At 45.8% G+C, this 17,123-nt stretch carries 18 protein-coding genes and 2 riboswitches; of the genes, 6 read left to right on the forward strand and 12 right to left on the reverse strand.

The genetic code is table 11. The annotated features are described in order from the left end of the window. Positions 1-2: 2 nt before the first annotated feature. The 4 genes from OTK50_RS02695 to OTK50_RS02710 all read right to left on the reverse strand — a co-directional run bounded on the left by OTK50_RS02695 (position 3) and on the right by OTK50_RS02710 (position 3,864). Positions 3-1,172: an anti-sigma factor domain-containing protein gene (locus OTK50_RS02695; RefSeq protein ID WP_007407209.1), complete on the reverse strand. Its 1,170-nt coding sequence runs from the start codon at positions 1,170-1,172 to the stop codon at positions 3-5. Next, entirely contained in the window at positions 1,169-1,924 is a 756-nt protein-coding gene (gene sigI, locus OTK50_RS02700; RefSeq protein WP_044801321.1) for an RNA polymerase sigma factor SigI, read from the reverse strand. Before sigI ends, OTK50_RS02695 begins: the two co-directional genes overlap by 4 nt. A 276-nt stretch (positions 1,925-2,200) precedes the next feature. After that, positions 2,201-2,983: a TerC family protein gene (locus tag OTK50_RS02705; RefSeq protein WP_032874684.1), complete on the reverse strand. Its 783-nt coding sequence runs from the start codon at positions 2,981-2,983 to the stop codon at positions 2,201-2,203. Positions 2,984-3,228: 245 nt separating this feature from the next. Next, the gene (locus tag OTK50_RS02710; protein WP_396021784.1) at positions 3,229-3,864 is read right to left on the reverse strand and encodes a DedA family protein; all 636 of its coding nucleotides are present in this window, start codon (positions 3,862-3,864) and stop codon (positions 3,229-3,231) included. A gap of 513 nt (positions 3,865-4,377) precedes the next feature. On the opposite strand from OTK50_RS02710, the gene OTK50_RS02715 reads away from it, so the two are divergent. Beyond that, on the forward strand, positions 4,378-5,259 hold the full coding sequence (locus OTK50_RS02715) for a Ku protein (RefSeq protein WP_044801320.1): 882 nt from the start codon (positions 4,378-4,380) through the stop codon (positions 5,257-5,259). 2 nt (positions 5,260-5,261) lie between these two features. After that, entirely contained in the window at positions 5,262-7,097 is a 1,836-nt protein-coding gene (locus OTK50_RS02720) for a DNA ligase D (protein WP_088462228.1), read from the forward strand. Positions 7,098-7,106: 9 nt separating this feature from the next. Here OTK50_RS02720 and OTK50_RS02725 read toward each other — a convergent pair whose 3' ends face one another. The 4 genes from OTK50_RS02725 to OTK50_RS02740 all read right to left on the reverse strand — a co-directional run bounded on the left by OTK50_RS02725 (position 7,107) and on the right by OTK50_RS02740 (position 8,874). Next, positions 7,107-7,661, reverse strand: a complete 555-nt coding sequence (locus OTK50_RS02725) for a YkoP family protein (protein ID WP_007407215.1) — start codon at positions 7,659-7,661, stop codon at positions 7,107-7,109. A gap of 179 nt (positions 7,662-7,840) precedes the next feature. Beyond that, positions 7,841-8,305: a MarR family winged helix-turn-helix transcriptional regulator gene (locus tag OTK50_RS02730; RefSeq protein WP_007610911.1), complete on the reverse strand. Its 465-nt coding sequence runs from the start codon at positions 8,303-8,305 to the stop codon at positions 7,841-7,843. Positions 8,306-8,447: 142 nt separating this feature from the next. Beyond that, positions 8,448-8,630: a Fur-regulated basic protein FbpA gene (locus tag OTK50_RS02735; protein WP_003154731.1), complete on the reverse strand. Its 183-nt coding sequence runs from the start codon at positions 8,628-8,630 to the stop codon at positions 8,448-8,450. 88 nt (positions 8,631-8,718) lie between these two features. After that, a complete protein-coding gene (locus tag OTK50_RS02740) occupies positions 8,719-8,874 on the reverse strand; it encodes a hypothetical protein (protein ID WP_003154733.1) in 156 nt (51 codons plus the stop codon). A 194-nt stretch (positions 8,875-9,068) separates the two neighbouring features. Between OTK50_RS02740 and tnrA the strand changes: the two genes are divergently transcribed. Continuing rightward, the gene (gene tnrA, locus OTK50_RS02745; RefSeq protein ID WP_003154734.1) at positions 9,069-9,401 is read left to right on the forward strand and encodes a MerR family transcriptional regulator TnrA; all 333 of its coding nucleotides are present in this window, start codon (positions 9,069-9,071) and stop codon (positions 9,399-9,401) included. Positions 9,402-9,436: 35 nt separating this feature from the next. Here tnrA and mgtE read toward each other — a convergent pair whose 3' ends face one another. The 3 genes from mgtE to OTK50_RS02760 form a co-directional block, all read right to left on the reverse strand. Continuing rightward, positions 9,437-10,792, reverse strand: a complete 1,356-nt coding sequence (gene mgtE, locus OTK50_RS02750) for a magnesium transporter (protein ID WP_012117400.1) — start codon at positions 10,790-10,792, stop codon at positions 9,437-9,439. A 234-nt stretch (positions 10,793-11,026) separates the two neighbouring features. Further along, positions 11,027-11,192: riboswitch (M-box (ykoK) riboswitch) on the reverse strand. Between the two features lie 106 nt (positions 11,193-11,298). Continuing rightward, on the reverse strand, positions 11,299-11,436 hold the full coding sequence (locus OTK50_RS02755) for a transcriptional regulator SplA domain-containing protein (RefSeq protein ID WP_003154740.1): 138 nt from the start codon (positions 11,434-11,436) through the stop codon (positions 11,299-11,301). An 87-nt stretch (positions 11,437-11,523) separates the two neighbouring features. Further along, positions 11,524-12,786, reverse strand: a complete 1,263-nt coding sequence (locus OTK50_RS02760; RefSeq protein WP_007610909.1) for a glycoside hydrolase family 18 protein — start codon at positions 12,784-12,786, stop codon at positions 11,524-11,526. Between the two features lie 148 nt (positions 12,787-12,934). Then, positions 12,935-13,048: riboswitch (TPP riboswitch) on the forward strand. A gap of 179 nt (positions 13,049-13,227) precedes the next feature. Between OTK50_RS02760 and OTK50_RS02765 the strand changes: the two genes are divergently transcribed. Genes OTK50_RS02765 through OTK50_RS02775 form a run of 3 tightly spaced genes read left to right on the forward strand, consistent with a single transcriptional unit; the run spans position 13,228 to position 16,187 of the window. Further along, entirely contained in the window at positions 13,228-13,827 is a 600-nt protein-coding gene (locus OTK50_RS02765) for an ECF transporter S component (protein WP_032874674.1), read from the forward strand. Beyond that, the gene (locus OTK50_RS02770) at positions 13,814-15,451 is read left to right on the forward strand and encodes an ABC transporter ATP-binding protein (protein ID WP_045207217.1); all 1,638 of its coding nucleotides are present in this window, start codon (positions 13,814-13,816) and stop codon (positions 15,449-15,451) included. Before OTK50_RS02765 ends, OTK50_RS02770 begins: the two co-directional genes overlap by 14 nt. Beyond that, the gene (locus OTK50_RS02775; RefSeq protein ID WP_045207215.1) at positions 15,426-16,187 is read left to right on the forward strand and encodes an energy-coupling factor transporter transmembrane component T family protein; all 762 of its coding nucleotides are present in this window, start codon (positions 15,426-15,428) and stop codon (positions 16,185-16,187) included. The genes OTK50_RS02770 and OTK50_RS02775 overlap by 26 nt, the downstream gene beginning before the upstream one ends. 45 nt (positions 16,188-16,232) lie before the next feature. On the opposite strand, the gene OTK50_RS02780 is transcribed toward OTK50_RS02775, so the two are convergent. Beyond that, entirely contained in the window at positions 16,233-17,066 is an 834-nt protein-coding gene (locus tag OTK50_RS02780) for an STAS domain-containing protein (protein ID WP_088462231.1), read from the reverse strand. Positions 17,067-17,123: the final 57 nt, after the last annotated feature.

Consider the following 17,123-nt stretch of genomic DNA (forward strand, 5'->3'; position numbering starts at 1 on the left):
GCTTATTCGCCGGGACTTCTCGGCGAATTTTGATATTTATCGGCATTCTCCTTTCCGTGCCGGTAGCCGTTCGGATTCCTTCGGTCTGACGAATCTTCATGATGCCGATAGGATTCCCAATGTTCATTGCGATCATGATTCCAGTAATGATTGTAATACTTTTGCTTAGGCTCTTTGTCATTTCCGTTTTCCTGAGGATTTTGTGTTGGGGGCTGCTCTGTTTCCCCATCTTGTTCCTTTTGTGTGTTTTCCTCTGATCCGGAAGCTGCATTTTTTTCGGTTTGCTGATTGCCGTCCTGACTGTCCGGCTTCGCTTCTTCCGTACCGGGCGTTGTTTCATTGTTTCCCGGCTTCTCTGCTGCCTTTTCTTCATCAGGAGCTGTCTTTTCATCAGCCGCCGGCTTTTCTGTGTCCGGCTGCTCGCTTTGATCAGCGTCTGTTTCGGTATCTTTTTGATCTGTTTCATTGCCGTCGGTTTGCTTTTCAGGCTGTTTTTCTTCTGTTTTCTTTTCGTTTCTTCTTATGTAGCTGCCTGTTGACATCCCTTCCTGTTTTGCTTTTTCTCTTGTTTCCATATCAGATTCAAGCGATTGGACCTGGTAGGTGCCCTTATATTTTTCAGTCATGTCAGCCAGCTGTTTTTTAACGCCTTTTTTATATGTATTGTCATCTGTATTTTCATAAACCGTGGAAATTAAAATCTCTTTTGATTCCTTTACATATCCATGCTTGCTGCAATCGGTAATAATATTACTGATGACTTCCTTAAAATCGCTGCTTTTCCAATCTCCAATGTCACTGATGACCTGTTTGGCGTCATGGTTCAGCGGTGTCAGTTCAATGACTTCATATTTGCTGTTTAAAGCCATTTCAATGCTGGGATTAATGTCAAGCGTCATATACGCGTAAGCTTTGTTATCAGAAAAAACCGGGAGCAAAATTAAAATAAACAAAATAATAGCAGTCATCGTAAACACTCCCAATTTAAAAGGGCGCAGTTTCAGAAAATCAAAAAAGCTGGCCCTTCTTCCCATACGCGTTTCGCCTTCGAACGTAATTTCCTCTCCGATTTCACAAGTGCGGTGATCATTTTTTGTTTTTAAAAATTGTCCGTCAGGGGTTAGCAACGTGACGAATTTTTTATTTTTCTCTACTATGATCCCTCTTCTCATGAGTGCAACACCCCTTTAAGATAATCTTTTAAATAAATATAATCACCGGTAATAATAATACTCATGGCGATGATATATTTTCGGTTCCGTTCGATCGTTTTTCTGCTGACCGACACGAGCTGCTCCAGCTGTTTGACAGGAAGCTGTTTTTTATGGTGCAAAATGGACGCCAGCTCTTCATTTTCAACAAGCGTGTAGGCTACCTTAATCGCATTCTGCCTCGCATCTGTATGCTTCGGCGATTGTTCCAGCAGCTCTTTAAAAGACAGGCCGTATTCTTTCAGCTGCTTCTGAAAAAAAAGAATTTCTTCCCGGCGCTGTTCCTGTTCTATCTGTTTGCGGTATTCATCAATGGAAAGCTCCGCTTCGATAAGGCTCTGCGAAGATTCCTGGTCGTCGCCTTCCTGCACATCCATATTGATATGCTGAGCGGTTCTTGCTTCTTTTCTGATATAGTCTATCACTTTTCTTTTTATAATCAGCTCTGCAAATGCAAGCAGCGAATTACCTTTTTCAGCCGAATACTTTTCAATAGCTTCGTTAAACGCGATCAGCCCGATGCTGAATTCGTCGTCTTTTTCATCTATATATCGTTTACAAACGGATGAAACCGTCTTCGCGATAAAAGGCTTATATTGCTGTATTAAATCGTTCTGCAGATCTTTGTCGCCTTTTTGTATTTTTTCAACAGATGTTTCAAGCGTTTGCTTCTTTTTTCCCAATTTAAACAAAAGGCTAAGCACTGGTTTCACCTCAGTTCCTCCCTATAACTACTCATAATCATAGCTAATTTAGTAGGGATTCGCAAAGGAAGAAAAAGAGAAATCGATTTCATTTGTCTCAATTATGACAAGCCAATAAGACGTACTATACATGATTTCGTGCCCCCATGCAGAATTAAGGGGGTTTTCTCTGTGTTTTTTGTAACAATGCTGTTATAAAATTGTTATCATATGTCTTAAATGTAAGCGTTTCAAACAAAAAAGGGAACCTGCTTTTTAAAAAGTCAGACTCCCTTTTTGATCATTTTACGCGTGTTCTCTTTTTTCCGATTCCGCGCCAGACTCTATTTGTTTTGCTCCTGACATAAACCATCCGCAAACCGCAATGGCAGCCAGAACCGCCCAGAAAATGATTTTCCAGGCCGCCGAATGGATGACATCTGCCGGAATTATACCGAGTTCCTCATGAGCCAATGTATAAAGAGCGAGCTTCACGCCTACCCATCCGACAATCACAAATGCCGCCGTTTCAAGGCCCGGCCTGGTTTTCAGTAAGGATACGAACATTGATGCCGCAAAACGCATAATGATTAAACCGATTACGCCGCCGGCTAAAATAACGAGAAACTGACCGCCGTCCAAGCCGCCGATGGCAGGAAGCTGTGTTCCCGGGAGCGTTACGGCAAGCGCGACCGCCGCTAAAATGGAGTCAACGGCAAAAGCGATGTCCGCGAGCTCCACTTTCAAGACAGTCTGCCAAAACCCGCTTTCTTTCTGCGTTTTCTGACCGTTGTTATCTTTAAATACATACCGCTTCAGCAAATGGCTGACCGCAATGTAAAACAGATATAAAGCGCCGACGGCCTGGACCTGCCAAACATTCACCAGAAAAGAAATGGCGAACAGCGACCCGAAACGCAAAATAAATGCGCCCGCCAATCCGTAAAATAAAGCCTTCTTCCTTTGTTTTTCAGGAAGATGCTTCACCATCACAGCCATCACCAGCGCGTTATCCGCCGCCAAAATTCCTTCCAGCCCGATTAAAACGAGAAGAACCCATCCATACTCCAATAATAATGCAAAGTCCAATCCATTCCCTCCGTTTCTTTTTTCTATCATCCGAGCTTATACCGGCGGTTTTTTACGCAAAAAAGACCTTTGCCGATATAAGGCAAAGGTCTTGCTAGACATGAATGATTGGCATGCCAACAAAGCCGATGGATATGATCCATGAATTGACGACTTTGTTTCCGGAATATCCGGACGCTACTCCCCTTTGGGATTTCAAGAAATATTTGTTTATACGCTCATGATAAAGCCTGTTTCATCATTTGTCAACGCTTAACTTTTTTAACAAATTGAGAAATTTTTTCTGTTTTGGCCCGCTGTTTTCTTCTCTTTAAAAACACCCAAAGAATGAGAAGCAACACAATGAATATACCGAGCGGCAGCATATATTGATCGAGAATGGAACCGACGCTTTTCCAATTTTCCCCGAGTTTCATTCCGAGGTATACGTAAGCAAATGTAATCGGCAGCATCGCTGCATATGTATATAGAGAGAACACCCAGACATTCATCTTCGCAATGCCGCACGGTAAAGAAATCAGCGTCCTGACCCCCGGTATAAAACGGCCGCTGAACGCGACCAAACCTCCGTGCTTCTGAAAGAAATCATCTGATTTCTGCAGGGATTCGGGTTTTATCCATATATACTTTCCATATTTCAGCAAAAACGGCCGACCGCCCAGCCTGCCGATTCCATATAAGACAAGCGGACCTGAAACACCGCCGAGCGAACCGGCAAACACGGTCCCGGCAAGCGTCATATCCCCTTTTGAGACCCAATAGCCCGCAAGCGGAAGAACAATTTCCGCCGGGATGAATTCTATACTGAGCGCCAAAAAAATCCCGGCGTAAGATAAGCTTTTAAACGCTTCAATTATTGATATGATGAAATCTTCGATGATTTATCACTCCCGACTTACGTCTATATTCTGAAACTTAAGAATGATTTTAACACAAAACCTTGAGTCTGAAATATCTTTTAGACATGCCCGTTATAAATGTGAGTCGTTTCAGATCGGTATAGCGGGAGGGAATGACATGCGCAATACAACGTCCCGCCTGTCTCCTGATTGCTTGTCTGGCGGCGGTTATATCACTTAAGTTCTCCAGAAAAATTACCCTTCGCGGTAAGCGGCGGCTGACCGCAGATTCAGTTCATATGGGAGCGGGAAATTTTCTCAGTCACTACATGGGAATGCGGGGCATTTCCCGGGGAATGATTTTCAGGGACTTCAGCGCTTTAAAGAACTTACCGATTCACTAATTGTAAATAATGAATTCATTTCCTTTTCAGCCGACCATTTCCGCCTGAGGAAATGGAACAGCCGCTCCATGAAGCGCCGCATCACCCATAAGTTGCTACACATGGAACGGACCTGTTTATCCACAATAAAGACAAAAAGGAGTTTTTATTCATGCACACGATGTGGAAGGGTTCGATCAGTTTCGGCCTCGTCAATATCCCGGTTAAGCTCTTTGCGGCCACTGAAGATAAAGATATAAAATTCCGCAGTCTTCATAAAGAAGACCATGCGCCGATTAAATACGAAAAAATCTGCACCGGATGTGAAAAGAGTCTGGAGCCTGATGAAATCGTGAAAGGCTATGAGTATGTAAAAGGGAAATACGTCATTATGACAGACGATGACTTGAAAGACGTAAAACAGGAACATGAAGAAAAGGCGGTTGAGATTGTTGACTTTGTCCAGCTGCAGGAAATTGATCCGATTTATTTTAACCGGTCGTATTATGTCGGGCCGGGAGATAACGGCACAAAAGCCTATACACTTTTACGGGAAGCGCTGAGGACGACGGGTAAAATCGGGATTGCCTCCATTACGATCCGCTCTAAACAGCAGCTTGCGATTCTTCGCGTGTATGACAACTGCATCGTGATGGAATCCATTCATTATCCGGATGAAGTCAGAAATGCCGGACATGTGCCGGGCGTTCCCGAGCAGACAGCCGTTAATGAAAAAGAGCTGCAGACGGCGATTACGTTAATTAATGAGCTGACAACCGAGTTTGACCCGGAACAATACGAAGACACATACCGGAAAGCCCTTCTCGCTAAAATTAACGATAAGCTCGAACATGAAGAAGCGGGCGTGACACCGGCTGCTGCCGGCCCGCGCGAAGATGTCATCGATCTTGTCAGCGCGCTTCAGGCAAGCATTGACCGGACGAAGCGGCCGGATCGCGAACAGGCTGCACCGGCGCGGACAAAAGACGCCGCGTCAGCAGGCGGCGGAGGCAAAAAGCAGAAGACGACCAGACAAAAAGCCGGAACGTCTTAATCATGGTGCTGACGATGCAGCCGATTTTGACCTCTGTACCGCCTGAAGGCAGTGAGTGGCGCTATGAGGTAAAGTATGACGGGTTCCGCTGTCTTCTCCGCATAGACGAAAGCGGCGTTACATTAACCAGCAGAAACGGACAGACGCTGACGAATCAATTTCCGGAAATCACGGCTTTTGCGGCCCGGTGTTTTCAGCACATGAAAGACAAGTTCCCCATTACGCTTGACGGAGAGCTTGTCTATTTAATCAATCCGTACAGAGCGGACTTTGAGCATCTTCAAATCCGCGGACGTTTAAAACGGACGGAAGCAATTGAAAGCATCGCTGATAGACGGCCGTGCCGCTTTCTGGCGTTTGATCTCCTCGTTCTGGAAGGCGCGGGCACCGTCTCATTACCGTATGTGAAACGGAAACGCGCCCTTTCCAAACTGCTTAAAGAAGCAAATCTTCCCGCCTGCCCTCATCACTTAGCGGAAGAAGCGATTCAATACATTCCGGAGCACACTGACTTTGATGCGCTTTGGGACAAGGTCGTCCGCCATGACGGAGAAGGTATCGTAGCAAAAAGGGCTTCCAGCGGCTGGGCGGAAAATAAACGCTCTCCCGACTGGCAAAAGTATAAACATATGAAAACGGCACATGTGCTATTAACCGGGTTTAACCCGAAGAACGGGTATGTAACGGCCTCTGTTTTAAAAGACGGCACCGCCGTCCCGATCGCTTCCGTTTCCCACGGCATGCAGGCGGAAGAAAAAAACGCCGTCAGAACCATTATGGAGACCCACGGGAAAAAACAAAAAAGCGGCGAGTATACACTTGAGCCTTCTATCTGCATGACCGTGCAGTATTTAACCATATTGCAGGACACGCTGCGTGAAGTATCTTTTGTGTCTTTTCAGTTTGAAATGGATTGGACGGAATGCACGTATCAGCAGCTTATCCTTCACTCTAAAACGCTGCCGCCGAAGCTGCAGTTCACAAGCCTGGATAAGATTGTTTTTAAAAAACGTGAAAAAACGAAAGCAGATTTCCTTAGTTATATGGTGAAAATGAGCGATTTTCTTATGCCCTTTCTTAAAGATCGGGCCGTCACGGTGATCCGTTATCCGCACGGCGCGCCCGGCGAATCTTTTTTTCAAAAAAACAAACCGGACTACACGCCGGACTTTGTCTCAAGCGTGTTTGACGGGAGCCACGAGCACATCGTATGCAGCAGCATACCGTCACTTTTATGGCTGGCTAATCAGCTGGCGCTTGAATTTCACGTTCCGTTTCAGACAGTGCATTCCGAAAGGCCCGCAGAGATTGTCATTGACCTTGATCCCCCGTCAAGGAATGATTTCCCTATGGCTGTGGAGGCTGCCCATGTGCTGAAACAGCTGTTTGACTCATTCAGCATTACGTCATTCCCGAAGCTCTCCGGAAATAAAGGCATTCAGCTCTACATCCCGCTTTCACCGGAAGCATTCACCTATGAAGAAACCCGTGCGTTCACAATGCTCATCGCCGATTATTGCGTCAGGACGCGCCCGGATCTTTTTACGACAGAGCGGTTTATCAAAAACCGAAACGGCAGACTCTACCTAGATTATTTGCAGCATGCCGAAGGGAAAACCATTATCGCCCCCTATTCGACCCGGGGCAACGAATTGGGAACGGTTGCGGCTCCCCTTTATTGGAGCGAAGTCAACTCCTCTTTAACACCTGATGATTATACGATCGATACAGTAGTGAACCGCGTCAGGACAGAGGGAGATCCGTTCTATGATTTTTACCGGAATCCGCAGGACGGCCCGCTTTCAATCGTGCTTGAGCAAATCAAGAGAAAGAGCTGACGCTTTTTGTCAGCTCTTTTCAGTCTGATACGTGCACATCAATTTTTCTTTGGAAATAAATAAATAGCAGGAATAAGGAATGTTTTTGAGGGTGAGCTGTTTTGCAGTAAAGTATAAAATGGGAATATGGGCCGCTTTCTTAAACAGCCTGTAGCAGCCGCTGGACGGTTTTATCACATCAAAACCGAGTCTCGCCGCTCCTTTATGAAGCATTGTAATGCCGACGACTCCCTTAATCTCGTCTTTCCGTTTATGTTGGTTAATATAATCCGCTAAATGAGGCATGGATTGATATACCTTCTGATATAGCATAATCCCCCTTCTGACCGCGCTTTCAATAGGCTGCAGCTCTTTCAGGAGTTTGACATTATGAAGATGAATCTTAACTAACACGTCGTTTTTTTTAATTCTGGTCCCGTCGCTCAGGATGACTTCTTTTCCTTTATATCTAGTCAAACGGACGCGGAATACATTCGATTGCCGTTTATCAATCAGCGTCAGCCGGGTAAAGAAGAAATAAAGCGGATCAAGTAAGTACCATATAGACAGCAGACAGCTTCTCACATGTTCACCTTCTTTATATTCAAAGCACCCTCATATTTTGGCATGGGGCATGTCACATTATGATTGGTAAATAATGATGCCGACCTGTATCAGCTTATGCAAAAACCGCTTCAGGCTCTACTGTCCGGAACAGAAAAAAAACACTCTTCGTGAAGAAGAGTGTCTGTATCCGCTTTCTTTTAACGGAAAAGCAAATGCTGGCTGTGAATTCCCGCTTTTTTCAGCAGGGCTATCAGCTGTTCCTGTTCCTCAGGCATAAGTCCTGAAAACGCTCTCGCAATTCTCAATGAATGAATCGGATAAATTTTATCCAAATACTCGTTTCCTTTATCAGTTAAATGGGCGTAAACAGAACGTTTGTCCTTCGGGTCTTGTTCTCTGACCAAAAACCCGTTTCTTTCAAGCTTGTCGATGACATAGGTGACATTCCCGCTGACAAGCAAAAGGCGCGACCCGATTTGCTGAAGCTTTTGCGGTCCTCTCGTATAGAGCAGCTCCAAAACGGCAAATTCAGTCGGATTAAAACCGTGTTCTTTACTGTCTCGGATGCTGTGTTCAGACACACTCTTGAAAGCCCTTGCAAAAACTTTGTACAAATTCATCGAACGCATCACTTCTTCTTCGTTAAATGATAATCTCATCATATCTACCCCGTATTTAAGATTTTTATAAAAAAATAATGTAAACCCTTACAATTCATAAGAGTCGTTCTTTGTTTTATATTCTATTCGTGCCGTTTTTCAGAATTCCTTCTTTTTTATATAAAAAAATACCCTTATACATCATTTAATTTGTATAAGGGTTCCGTTCTTTATAGGGAATGTTCCGAAAAAAATACGCGTATTCCTTTCTCAGCTCCGTAATTGTCATGGAATTGAGTATTTCTTTCGTATAGACTCCGATCTGCAGAAGCTTTTTGGAATAATGGTTTCTCTCTTTGTCCAATGCATTTTGAAGCAAACGACTCATGGCGGCCTCCTTTGTTTTCCGTTATTCTATGATCAGAATAACGCTTTTATATCAAAGATGTATAAAGCCATTGTAAAACTTCTGTAGATTATGATGTTTTTCGGTAAAGTCCGTTCTGGACGGCTCTGAGCAGCGGAAAAGCGTGTTCCCCGGCAAGCTGCATGAACGCCTCCAGCATTTCATCGCGTTTCATATCTAATTCAATGATTTCTTTTGCCAGCGAAACCGCTTTTTCTTTCTCCATTCCTATCCTTCCTCCTCATTGTGTCTGTACAGTAAGCATAAAACGGGGCAAAGGACCATGCATTAACCTTGTCAATTTTTCTGCCGCTTTTTTTCTAAAATTTTCTATTCCGTGTCAGAAAACCTGACAAGCGTCAGGTTTTTTCTCTTTTTTTCTTATATAATATGAGTAAAAGACATCCAGGGGTGGGGAAAATGACGACAGACGAACAATCTTACAAAGATAAAAAAGTAATCTCGATCGGCATTGTAAGCGAATTAACCGGATTGTCAGTCAGACAGATCAGATACTATGAAGAACGGAAATTAATCTACCCGCAGCGTTCATCACGGGGAACGAGAAAGTATTCCTTCGCGGACGTTGAGCGGCTGATGGATATTGCCAACAAGCGGGAAGACGGCGTGCAGACGGCTGAGATTTTAAAAGACATGCGAAAAAAAGAACAAGCTCTCAAAAACGACCCGCAGCTCCGCAAAAAAATGCTGGAAGGACAGCTTAATGCTCATTTTAAGTATAAAAACCGCTGATCAAAAAAGTCCGCCTCCTGTGAGACGGACTTTTTTTATAAAGCATGAAGAAATGCAGTTGCAATGCCGAAATAAATTAATAAGGACAAAATATCGTTCAGCGTCGTAATCAGCGGTCCTGATGCAATCGCCGGGTCAATGTTCAGTTTATGAAGAATAATAGGGACGATCGTTCCGGCCATCGTACCGATAATCAACGTTGCAAGCAGCGATGAACCGACGACAAAACCGAGCGTTAAGTCTTTCTGCCAGACGGTTGCGACAATCGTAATCGCGATCGCACAGACGATGCCGATATAGATACCGGTTCTTAGTTCACGGAAAATCAGTTTAAAGATGGTTTTTTTATTCATTTCTTCTTTAGCCAGTCCTCTGATGACGACGGCGAGTGACTGTGTGCCTGTATTACCCGTCGTTCCCGCGATCATCGGCATGAAAAACGCGAGGGCGACGACTTTTTGCAATGTATCTTCAAAATAATTCAGAATGCTTCCGGAAATCAATCCGATAAACAAAAGCAGAATGAGCCACGGCAAACGGCGGTACGCCGCAACGTACGCTTTCGTATCAAATGTAATCGCCTTACCGGAGGCTGCGAATTTTTCGTAATCTTCATCGGCTTCTTTAATCACGACGTCAATAATATCATCGACAGTGACAATACCGACAAGCACATGATTTTCTTCCACGATGGGAATGGCTAAAAAGTCATACCGCTGGATCAGCCGGGCGACTTCTTCCTGGTCTTGGAGCACCCCGGCCGAGATGACACGCGTAAACATGAGATCCTGCACTTTATCCTCAGGCTCGCCGAGAATTAAATCTCTGTATGAGAGCACTCCGACAAGCTGCTTGCTGTCATTAATCACGTACAAATAATTTATTGATTCTGCGATTTCTGCAAAGCTTTTCAGCTTCACGACCGCATCTTTTACTGTATAATGCTGCGGAATCCAGACGAAGCGGTTCGTCATCATCCGGCCCGCCGATTCTTGCGGATAGTTCATCAAAAGCTGTACGGCCTTTGATTCCTCAGCCTCCATGCTGGATAAAAGCTGTTCTTTCAGTTCTTCATCCATCTCTTCCAGCAATGCGGCGAGATCGTCGTTATCCATTTTATTCATTGCGAGAGTGGCTTTCGTTTTACCGACTTTATGCAAAACGGCAAGCTGAAATTCCCGCTCCAGCTCTCCGATCATATCGGTGATGTCATCAACCGTCATATATGACAGATAGCGGGCCCGGTGCTTTTCCGGCATTTCTTTAAACAAAAATGCCATGTCATAGGGCTGAAGCTCATCTATCATGTTTCGGAATTCTTTTATTTTTCCGTCCCGCAATAAAATGATAATGCGTAATATGAGTTCGTCATAGGTCATGTTTTGGACCATCGGGACTCGTACCTCCTTTACGGAGACGCGCCGTCCGTCAAGGGAAGTGCGGCGGTTTGTCTCCTCATCATGTCGTCACTGGTTATCTGGCTGTATATGGGTACTTCTTCTGACATACTCGAATGGGGAGAATCCATACTCCGCACCTCCTTATCATGCTCAGTCGTGTACGTTTTGAGGCATAAAAAAAACCTTCTGATATGAAGGCGAAAACAAGCACGGCAAATAAACGTGCGGGGCCTCCAATCGTAGAGCTTTAGCACTGTATGGCATAGGACAGCCATCCAGCTGCGTTAAGAATCACCTTATGTCGATGATTCCTGTTGACCCATTGGCGTCTTTGGACATTTTTGGGCAGCAGCGTATCTCCATACAGGAGCCTCACCTAACGAAGTTCTTATTTGAATTGACACACTGAGATTACAGAAAAAAAAGGAATGTGTCAACCTTAAATTTGTGATTTCAGCACATGCCTATAAAATAAACGGAATAAAGGCATAAAGCCCTTATTCCGGCAAATCGCTTTCATCCTCTTCTGAAAGGAAATGATAGGATTCATGCAGCATGAGCGCGTACTCCCCTTCTTTTGTCGGATGCGGTACATACTCAGCCTCGTTGATATACTGCTCTTCCCTTTTCTTCATATGACAGACCTCCTGTTCAATTTTAGATTGTCCAAAAGAAGACCCGTTATCATAGGAAAAAAATCACTTGCGGAGCGGGACATGCAGCTATATTTTTCGGATCGTGAAAAAGTTCCTAAGCAGCCACGGGCCCGGTTTGAAACCGAGCGTTAATTGCCACGCGCCGATCGCCTGCAGTCCGAACTCCCGAACGAGAACCATTTTTTCACTCATGCTCCGTACATCCTCAAACCACACTTCATGCGTTCTTCCATTTTCATCAGTATACCGGAAGTAAGGGGAACGCTCCTGCTGAGAATAACGGATCACTGATTGATGCTTCATGGCCGTTTCCATGGCGCGCTGATTGGAGATGGCGGATCCGATCGTTCCCGGACGGTACGGAATCACCCAATCATACCCGTACAGCGGAACACCGAGAATCACTTTTCTTCTCGGCACCCTGCTGATAGCAAAATTGATCGTTTGCCTGACCTCTGTCAAAGGCGCCACGGGTCCCGGCTCACTGCCGGCGTGGTGCCAGTCGTACGCCATAATGAACATATAATCGACGACAGCTCCGATTCCGCCGTAATCATATCCCCTCAGCCACGGCACTGCATCACTTGTTTTCGCCGGAACCGATATCGTTAACGCGAGGTGATGCTCTGAAAGCCGGGTTTTTAACTGCCGGAGAAATCCTGTGAAGAGGTCCCTGTCAGCTTCTCTGACCCGTTCAAAATCGATATTTACACCGCCGTACCCCTTTCTTACGGTTAAGGAGACGATATTGTTGACGAGATTCGTTCTTGCCGTCGGATTTTGCAGCACTTGATGGGCTAATTCCGGACTGAATCCCCCTTCTGTCAGATTCGTAATGACGGCAAGCGGGCGCACTCTGTTCTGCCATGTGGTTTCTATTGCGGTTCTGTCGTTTAAATCGTTAATGATATCTCCGTTCGGGCCAAAATGATATTCAAACAAAGAAATCGCCGAAGAATACGGCGCAAAATCATTAATTAACTCTCTATCCGCTTCAGGCGTCCGAATGACATAAAATTGCAGGGTTCCCGCAAGATAGTTAGAGATATCAGGGATCTTCACTTTCATACCCGCCCGCAGCCGGTTCGGCGGAATATCCGGGTTTGCCTGCATCAGCTGCATCTGCGGCACATAAGCCTTACCTGCGATAACGGCATACGTATCATTCGGCTGAACCGTATATTCATTAAGAGGGATTAAAAGCGCCTGCCCCGGAACGATATTCGTTTCCTCAAGCCCGTTGACGCTTCTGATGCTGTCAACAGGGTATCCGTACTTTCTGCTGATGGAAAATAACGAGTCGCCAGACTGCACTGTATGAACAAACATAGATGTCCTCCGTTTCCTTTTGATCAAAAGGGCTCTTCTTATCTTTATGAATGATCTTCCGGTCCGATTCCAAACTCTGTTCGGAGAAAGGCTGTTTACAAATCAGACATGATCAACTATGATGATGTCATTATAAAAAACTGTATAGGAAACGCACTAGGGGTGCTGTTATCGGCTGAGATAAAACATGCGGCAGGCGTGTTTTGATCCCTTATAACCCGATCTGGATAATACCAGCGTGGGGAAGTGCAGATTGACCGGAGCGCAGGGTTTTTCCCCATGCGTTTTCGTTCTGCTGCTGCATATTCCCTCGGATATGCAGTTTTTTATTTTTCATTAAAAAACGGGGGAGGACACCGCAATATGAAACTGAATATGAACCGCCTGTAAAATCAACTCTTTCATACATACGACTATCCGATAAGAAAGCAGGAGATCACAATGAAAAATTGGAAAATGAGAGAAATTGTTGTCATGTCAGTCATCAGTGTTGTATTTGCTGTCATTTATTTAGTATCAACTCATGCAAGCAATATAGCGGCAGGATTTTTCGGCCGGATGAGCTACGAACCGATTTACGGTATCTGGTTTATCGTCTCGGTAATTGCCGCGTACATTATTCAAAAACCGGGAGCGGCTCTCGTTTCTGAAATCATCGCCGCGTTTGTGGAGTGCTTACTCGGAAATCCGTCAGGACCGATGGTGATTCTGATCGGGATCGCACAGGGAATCGGTGCGGAAGCGGTCTTTTTAGCGACACGCTGGCGGATTTATACCCTGCCCGTGCTTCTTTTATCCGGTATGGGGTCTTCTGTGACAAGCTTCATTTATGACTTGTTCGTTTCCGGATACTCTGTTTTGAATCCGGGTTTATTAGCCGTCATGCTTCTCATCCGTCTGGTCTCAGGTGCGCTTCTTGCCGGCCTTCTCGGCAAAGCAATCAGTGATGCGCTGGCTTACACAGGGGTGCTGAACGGCATGGCGCTCGGAAAACAATTCAAGAAGAAAAAGAAACAGGTGAACCAAGATGCAGGCATCTGAACCCCTTCTATCGGCCGGCCGTCTTACCTTTTCTTATGATCAGAATGAAAAGCCGATTCTTCAAAACGTGTCCTTTCAGCTCCGCAAAGGAGAGCGGGCTTTATTGCTCGGGCCGAGCGGATGCGGCAAAAGCTCGCTCGCTCTCTGTTTAAACGGTCTGTACCCGGAAGCATGCGATGGGATTCAATCGGGAACCGTTTCTTTATACGGAACACCTCTTTCACATCTGACAGAACCCGCCGCCAGATCCATCGGCGTCGTGTTTCAAGATCCGGACCAGCAGTTTTGCATGCTGACGGTTGAAGATGAAATCGCCTTCGGCCTGGAAAATTTGCAATATACAAAAGAAGATATGGACGCAATCATCGATGACGTTTTAGAAAAATTAGAGATCACTCATCTGAAAACGCGAACGATCGCTTCGCTGTCAGGCGGTTCAAAACAAAAAGTGGCGCTTGCCTGTATCATTGCGATGGAACCGGAACTCATTATTTTGGACGAACCGACTGCACAGCTTGATCCATATTCCGCACGTGAATTAGTGCGGCTGATCAAAGATCTTCAAGCAAAAAAAGGCTTCGGCCTTCTCGTTATCGAACATCAGCTTGATCATTGGGCGCCGTGGATGGACAGGACGATTGTCCTTGACGAAACGGGTCAGAAGGTGATGGACGGAGAGACGGACGTTATCTTTGAAACAAAGATTGAAGAGCTGATGGAGCTCGGCATTCCGATCCCGCGTGTGATCTCATTGCAGGAGCACGTCAGCATTCCTTTTACATTGTGTAAAGAAAAGCTGTTTCACGAACCTGTACCATCTCTGCCCGAACCCCGGCCCGCCGCGCTTTCGGCAGAAGACGCGCTGAGCGTTCACGAGCTGTCATTCTCAAGAGGAGCAGACGTCATTTTTCAGGATGTGAGCTTTTCCGTAAAAAAAGGTTCAATCACCGCGATTGCCGGCCCTAACGGAACAGGAAAATCCACGCTCCTTTCTGCCGCGGCCAAGCTCATCCGTCCGCTGAGCGGAGACATCAAAATAGACGGCAGACCGATTGATGCCTATTCTGAAAAAGAGCTGCGGCGGCTGATCGGATATGTTTTCCAAAATCCTGAACACCAGTTTGTCACAGATTCCGTCATTCAAGAGCTGATGTTCGGTTTTGAAAGCAGCAGAGCCGCAAAGGAGAAAGCTCTTCAGCTGTTAACCCGATTCGGCCTGAGACGCCATGCCTCACAGCATCCGTTTTCTTTAAGCCAAGGACAAAAACGCAGGCTCAGCGTCGCGACGATGCTTATGCACAATGTGAAAGTTTTGATGCTTGATGAACCGACTTTCGGACAGGATGCCAAAACGGCGCGGGAGTGTATGCAAATGCTCCGTGAGATTCAAAAGGAAGGAACGGCTGTTTTAATGGTGACACACGATATGGAACTCGTCTCAGATTATGCCGACACGATCCTTGTGCTCTGCGGCACGAAACTGGTATTCCGGGGAACTCCCGACGCTTTGTTTTCTGATAACACCGGGATCGCCGAGCAGGCGCATTTGGCTTTGCCGCTGCGGTATGAATGGATGAAACACGACAGGAGGCGGAGAAATGAACTTGCGGCTGGAGGCTGTTAACCCGTCAATAAAGGCGGCGGCTGTATTGTTATGCGTCATTATGCTGTCGTTTATTTATAATCCGTACACCCCTGCTTTGTTTTATATCATCATTGCGGGAGGCGTCCTCTCGGCGGGGCGTGTGCCGCTGAAAAAATGGCTGCTGTTCACGATTCCGTTTGTCATTCTGGCCTTCGGTTCTTTATGGACAGCCGCCGTATTCGGAAACATCCCGACAACCGGAAGCAACCTGCTGTTTAAGCTCGGGCCGATTGCCGTCAACAGTGATAACGCGGCGCTCGGGATTTCTATCGCGTTTCGTATTTTATGTTTTTCCGCTTTGTCGATGATGTTTCTTTTCACAACCGATCCGATTCTGTTCATGCTCAGTCTGATTCAGCAGTGTAAGCTGCCGCCAAAGCTTGCATACGGCGTTATCGCGGGGTTCCAGTTTCTCCCTCTTCTGAAAGATGAAATCCTGATCATCCGGCAGGCGCACAGAATCAGGGGCGCGGCGTCTGATTCCGGGCTGAAAGGAAAGCTCTCCGCCGTCAGGCGCTTCACCATTCCGCTATTGGCAGGCGCAATCAGAAAGGCGGAACGCACGGCGATCGCGATGGAATCTAAAGGCTTTACGGGGAGCCGAAACCGCACGTTTTACAGAACTGTTACTGTGCGCCGCGCCGACTGGTGCTTTTTCCTGCTCGTGCTTCTGTTATTCGGCGCAAGCTGGCTCATTTCATTGTTGTTTGTATAAAAACAGGCCGCCGGAGTGATTCGGCAGCCTGTTTTGTTATGTATGTTATTGATGATAATTGAGAGCCTGAGCGAGATTGGACTTGATCGTAATATCTGAGAAATTAATGCCGAGCTGTACGGCGGTTTGAGCCATTTCCGGCCTGATTCCGGATAAAGTGGACGTGACGCCGATCAGGTTCAGCGCCTCAATTAATTTAAAAATCTGATGCGCCACCATCGTATCGACAACTACTACACCCGACAGGTCAATAAACAGATGTTCAATCAGCCGTTTGGCACATGTGCTCAGCGTATTTTCAAGAATGAATTTGGCGCGCTCCGTGTCAATATCGCCGACAAGCGGCAGCAGCGCCGTCCGTTTGCTCAGCGTGATAACCGGCGAGCTTAACTCCAAAATCATTTCTCTTTGCGCGTTCAGCTGCATTTTTGAGTTATGCTCGGCATGATCGACAAACGTGTAAATCGTAAAATCAAATACTTGTACAATTAAATTCTCCCATTTCTTCCTTTCTCCCTGTGCAAACGAAGATTCATGTTTATCGGCAAACGCATCATAATAACTGATGTATAGTCTCCGGTTTCTCATGAATTCACGGACCACATACTGGACGGGTGTATCCAGATGCTTCTGGTCTTTCGCGAGCTCAATCACCCACTGCTCGAACTCTTCTAAAAATTCTTTTTGCGGCATAATATACATTTTATTAATATGCCGGTAAAATTCTTTATCCTGCTCCGTCAGTTCTTCTGTGATGACAGGATTTGTCAAAGAATAAATCGAATTCGGATCCGAATCTTCCATCGTTTCGATCCACTCTTTCGCAATTTGATCCACTTGTTCTGAGAAATAGCTGTATAATGCTTCACTTATCTTCATATCTCTTCTCCTTTCCCATTTCCAATTATAGCGTCAGCAGGTCATGAATGAAAATGA

Origin of the sequence: Bacillus sp. NEAU-CP5 (genome assembly GCF_026420705.1) — a bacterium.
Classification (GTDB): Bacteria; Bacillota; Bacilli; order Bacillales; family Bacillaceae; genus Bacillus; species Bacillus velezensis.